At 60.0% G+C, this 4,708-nt stretch carries 5 protein-coding genes; 4 read left to right on the forward strand and 1 reads right to left on the reverse strand.

Annotated elements, in window-relative coordinates:
- Window positions 1-166 precede the first annotated feature (166 nt).
- Entirely contained in the window at window positions 167-520 is a 354-nt protein-coding gene (locus tag ABIZ35_RS12935) for a hypothetical protein (RefSeq protein WP_348220325.1), read from the forward strand.
- A 42-nt stretch (window positions 521-562) separates the two neighbouring features.
- Here ABIZ35_RS12935 and ABIZ35_RS12940 read toward each other — a convergent pair whose 3' ends face one another.
- Complete coding sequence (locus tag ABIZ35_RS12940; RefSeq protein WP_348220326.1) at window positions 563-1,258, reverse strand: hypothetical protein; 696 nt, start codon at window positions 1,256-1,258, stop codon at window positions 563-565.
- Between the two features lie 293 nt (window positions 1,259-1,551).
- Between ABIZ35_RS12940 and ABIZ35_RS12945 the strand changes: the two genes are divergently transcribed.
- From ABIZ35_RS12945 to ABIZ35_RS12955, 3 genes are all read left to right on the forward strand, one after another.
- Window positions 1,552-2,874 (forward strand): IPT/TIG domain-containing protein, encoded by a 1,323-nt coding sequence (locus tag ABIZ35_RS12945; RefSeq protein ID WP_348220327.1) that lies wholly within the window; start codon window positions 1,552-1,554, stop codon window positions 2,872-2,874.
- 180 nt (window positions 2,875-3,054) lie between these two features.
- Window positions 3,055-3,840: a hypothetical protein gene (locus ABIZ35_RS12950; RefSeq protein WP_348220328.1), complete on the forward strand. Its 786-nt coding sequence runs from the start codon at window positions 3,055-3,057 to the stop codon at window positions 3,838-3,840.
- A gap of 50 nt (window positions 3,841-3,890) precedes the next feature.
- Window positions 3,891-4,502, forward strand: a complete 612-nt coding sequence (locus tag ABIZ35_RS12955; RefSeq protein WP_348220329.1) for a hypothetical protein — start codon at window positions 3,891-3,893, stop codon at window positions 4,500-4,502.
- The last annotated feature ends 206 nt before the right edge of the window (window positions 4,503-4,708 follow it).

The raw sequence follows: 4,708 nt of genomic DNA on the forward strand, positions 1-4,708 counted from the left end.
TATTGGTGGATGCGTTAGAATGGAAGTGCATGTGGTTGATTTTCTTTGGTGTGGTTACCAAGAAGACTACCACATGCGCTCCTCAAACGCCATCCCCACTTGTTCATAATGACATGAGACTCGACACGTACGTGTTGGGATCAAGGGCAATGAGTGGCGTGATTTTGTGTCCAGTAAAGTCTTCCCGAACGCCGTGGAGATAGAAATTGAGAACGACAACGGGGAACGAGAGTCGGATACCATTCGATTTTTCAAGATTGAGCAGTACCGGGCGGGAGCGGCGATGACTATCCTTGGGGCTCATGAGGATCGGGACTTACGGGTGGTTGGGATCGACAGCGAAGGGCGCGTTCTCGCGTACAAATCTCTGGAGAATTATGGCCGCGCCGGAATGGGGTTTCCAACACCGGGGACGCTGGTTTTTTTGGACAAGACGCCCGAGGATATTGCGGAAGTCAAGCTGCAAACGCGTTTCTATTTCTGGCGGGAGATCAAGGATATCGCGCTGCCGTCCGAGTAGTAATCAGGACGAATTAGGATTGGCGTGGGGGATGACGCGTCCTCATATCACGTTCACGGGCCGGAAGGCGAGGTCGTGGACGCCGGCGTCCATCAGCGTCTTGAGCAGTGGGACGGATATGATGTTCATGCGTGATTTGATCCCGTCCCCAAACACCCATGCATTGCATGGCGCGGGGCCGCCGGGTTCATTTCGAGGCTTTGACGATGCGTGAAACCGCTGGAACGCCTGCGGCGACCGTCCCCAGATGATTCCCTCGATCTGTTCTTTCGCGACAGTCAGAGGCCGCTCGGCTCGGTGTGTTACTCCCGCGATCATCTCCGTGCGCACAAGGGATTGTTTTTCGCAGCCCGGACAGGCGTCGTCCAGCCACCGCGCCGGCGCGATGTCTTCACAAAACCGAAACTCTTGGGGAACGATGCTCCAGTAGTCTGAGCGCTTGAAGAGGGGCCGCAAGGCGACGCCGTTTTGGGTCAAAAGATTGTGGAGCGATGCGCTGACGATCCATTCGCCCGGCCCGTTTTTCACGGCCTGAAGCGGGGCGCCCCCGCGCGGCGTGATGCTGAGGTCCGTGAGCCGCGTGATTTCAGTGCGCTGGCAATGGGCGCATAGCCACCGTATGTCATACGTCGTACTGAAGTTCCCAAGGGTCGCTTGAAAGGCGCTGCTGGGCGGATAGATCTCGACGACGGCGTCGTCTTTGATGTCGTCGAAGCTGGCAAAGGATTGGATGTTCATACAAGGTCGATCGCTCCGCGAGATAGGACGCACATAGCGTCATTCATTTTGATTCGTCACGTTTTTGGCGTCAATCGTCACGCCGCCGTCACGATTGAGCCGCTATACTGGTGACAGATCGAAATTATGGTTTGCGTAACACCAGTAATATCATACTCCATTTATGAGAATCGCAGGAAAACCTTGCGAAATCACAAAATACGTGATAACGTGATACTGGAAACTTTTTCGCCCATCGCGCCACTCTGCTCTTCTGTCGACGGCGGCAGGGTATTTTTCAAGGAAACCTCATTATGTTTAGCCCGCGACCTGCATCACTGATTTTTATTCCACTCGCTCTGATCGGCGGCGGTCTCGCGCATTCCGCGAGCGCTGCGCCGGTGATTACCAATGTCAAGATGACCCCCGGTCTGCTGCCGCCGACCGGCGGGGTCATCACGGTGACGGCGACGATTACGGACACTGTGGCCGTGACCGGCGCGTCGGTGCGGATTACGGGCAATACCGCCGCCGCTCCCAACAACGCTTCGTTCGTGATGTCGAACGGCGGCAGTGGAACGACCTATTCCGCCAACGTCCCTTTTGGAACGCTCAACACGACCGCCGCGCCGTTCAACTGGTCCGCGACCGTCACCGCGACGGATGCTTCGACCACGCAGTCGGCGACCGTCGCGGTCCTGGCCGGTCAGCAGAACGACAATCAGCCGCCCGCGATCAGCGGGATCACGCTGACGCCGGCGACGCTGCCGTTTAGCGGCGGCCAGATCACGGTAACGGCGACCGTGGTCGATCCGTTCCGTCGTCCGACGACAGTGGGCGGCAAAGTGACGATGAACGGGGGCAACCTCGGCGATATTGCCCTGTCCAATGGGGGCGTCGGCAACATCTATACGGGAACGTTCCAGAGCGTGGCCAACAACACGACGAACACGACGGATACTTACGCCGTCAATCTGACCGCCAAAAACGATCTGGGCTTTATCAGCAGCGTGGCCGGCGGCAAGTCCGTGCAGGACAATCTCACCGCAGCGCCGGTGATTACCAGCGCGAGCGTCACTCCTTCGACCCTGCCGGCGACCGGCGGCACGATCAAGATCTCGGCGGCGGTGAACGATCCGAGCGGCCGGAAGATCACCAAGGTCCTGGCGTACCTGCCGCAGACGGCCTACGCCCTCTCCAACGGCGGCAGCGGTAATATCTATACGCTGACGCTTCAGGTGTCGGCGCAAAGCAATCCCATCACGATCACCGGCTCCGTGGCGGCGACGAACGATGTGGGACTGGTGGGAACGGCGACGGTCAACGGGGCGCAGGGCTTCGCGAATGGATCGCTTCCGGTGCTGATCGGCTTGACGGCGAACACCCCGGCGCTGAGCCCGGCGTTCGCCACGCACGGCGCCGCAAATCTGGCGCTGACGATCAACGGGCAGAACTTCGTGGGCGGCTCGTCGGTCCTGTTCAATGGAACGCCGATCCCGGCGTCGAGCGTGATCGCCACTCGGATCGTTGTCGTCATTCCGGCGGCGATGCTGGCGACGGCGGGCGCGTACAGCGTGAGCGTGAACAATCCCGCTCCGGGCGGCTCGTCCAACAGCGTTGTCTTCAACGTCCGGTAATTGCTGTTACGCATTGCGGCGGCCCTGGGAATTCCCTCCTGGGGCCTTTGCCTTTGTATCCGAAGCAGGTATCTTTGCGGGTTTCGTGGTATTAATGGGTAAGAAGCAAGGGGGCGTGCTTGCGTCTCAACGCGCGGAGCGTTGGCTCCGCAGTCTAAAATCCTTCAGAGAGTATCCTTAATGATTATCCAAAAGCTTACCTATCGCCCTTTTGTTCTTGCCGCCGGTCTGGTTTTCGCGGCCGAGCCGGTGTTTGCGCAGACGCCGGTTGTGCGGATTGTGGGAGTTTCGAATTTGACCCCGACCAACGACGCCGAATGGCGTGGGGGGGACGGCAAGACGACCACGATCCCGAAGGCGGATTCGCGTTTTGAAGGCCTGCATTTGACGCCGGCGCCGAAAGAGCGCGGCGTTCGGTTCCTGATCGAGATTTTGAACGCTCCAAAGGAGCGCAGCTGTGATGTGCAGATCGACAAGGCGACCGGCCTCGCCTGGATCTCCTTTCCGCAGCCGGGCGACACTCGGCTCTACGCCGTGGAGGCGAACCTTCCCGAGAATGTGCAGTCCTGCGACATGCGGGTGGGTGTGAGCAAGGCGGAGTGGCGGGATGTGGCGGAGGGAACCGGCGGTTCGACGGCTCGTGCGGGGAGTGTTTACGGCGCCGATGGGAAGCCCAAGACGTTTGAGGTGATCTTCTCGGACTTCAGCGAGTTCGGCGGCGCGCCGGGCCTAACGGTCTCTACCGCGATCACGAGTGATCAGGACATTCGCGTTGTTGGCGTGGACGCCGCGGGCGGCGTGATCGAACCGCAGATCCGGAGCGATCAGAGCATCAACGCCATCGAGCAGCGGACCGTGACATTCCCGGGTAAGTCGGTGGACTCCCTCAAGAGCATCAAAGTCCAGGCGCGCCCGTACGAGTGGCGTGAGTTCAAGGGCGTCAAGCTGCCGCCGGTGAAGGCGTAAGATTGCGCCTGAGCCCATAGCAGCCCGCGTTCTCTTCAGAACGAGCGATTATGGTTACACAAAGTCCGCCAGCGCCGGCGGACATCCAGCGATCGGTGACGATCGGTTCATTGCGTCTGGAGTCCGACGGCGATTTTCTGTACGCGGCGCAGCCGCGCTACGACACGCAGCGACGTCGCGTCGGTCCCGTCCTCACGGGGCTGGCGCTGTCGCATCTTCTGCTTTCGATGGGTGTTCCGCTGTTTGCGCATCACCTTTCGACCGCAGAGGGTGAGCAGATGCTGATGGCGATGTTCGACGCCCGCTGTTTCTGGATCCCCGCCGGCTACTTCGCGCTCTGCTTCCTGATCCAATCGATTTACGCCCACTGGCTCCACGCCAACCGCTTCTCCCTCATCCGCAATCCCCAAACCTTCCGCACGCAGCGCGGCTACATGCATACGCTCCCTATCGACGCACGGTTATCCATCACTTCCCGCCTCCTTTTGCTCCGACGCGTTTACGTCGTTTGCCTGACGATCCCGGGCGCGGACGGCGCCAAGGTGCAGAAGTTCGGTCTGGCAAACTTTCGCGCCCTCGCCGACGCGGAGCGCGCGACGGTGGTGATTGAAGGGTTCTTGGGAGTTTTTTTGTGCACGCTGCCTAACCCCCCAGCGAGCTAAAGCTCGCTTCCCCCCTTCCCTGCAAGCTGCTCCGCAGTGGGAAGTGGGAGCTAGTAATTATGGACGACATGGCTCTTGGCGTAAGGTTTCGGCCCCTCCGCCCCATCCTGAGGGACCTGCGAAGATTGCCCCTTCGCCCCAATTCTGGGGGACCTGATTTCGGAGATTGGCATTTTCCGGTCCCCCAGAATTGGGGCGGAGGGGCC

The sequence above is a fragment of the Capsulimonas sp. genome (assembly GCF_039929585.1).
GTDB lineage: Bacteria > Armatimonadota > Armatimonadia > Armatimonadales > Capsulimonadaceae > Capsulimonas.

Bases quoted from the DNA above. Each gene is read 5' to 3' on its own strand.
- ABIZ35_RS12940 (WP_348220326.1), bottom strand. From the start codon at position 1,258: ATGAACATCCAATCCTTTGCCAGCTTCGACGACATCAAAGACGACGCC.
- ABIZ35_RS12945 (WP_348220327.1), top strand. From the start codon at position 1,552: ATGTTTAGCCCGCGACCTGCATCACTGATTTTTATTCCACTCGCTCTG.
- ABIZ35_RS12950 (WP_348220328.1), top strand. From the start codon at position 3,055: ATGATTATCCAAAAGCTTACCTATCGCCCTTTTGTTCTTGCCGCCGGT.
- ABIZ35_RS12955 (WP_348220329.1), top strand. From the start codon at position 3,891: ATGGTTACACAAAGTCCGCCAGCGCCGGCGGACATCCAGCGATCGGTG.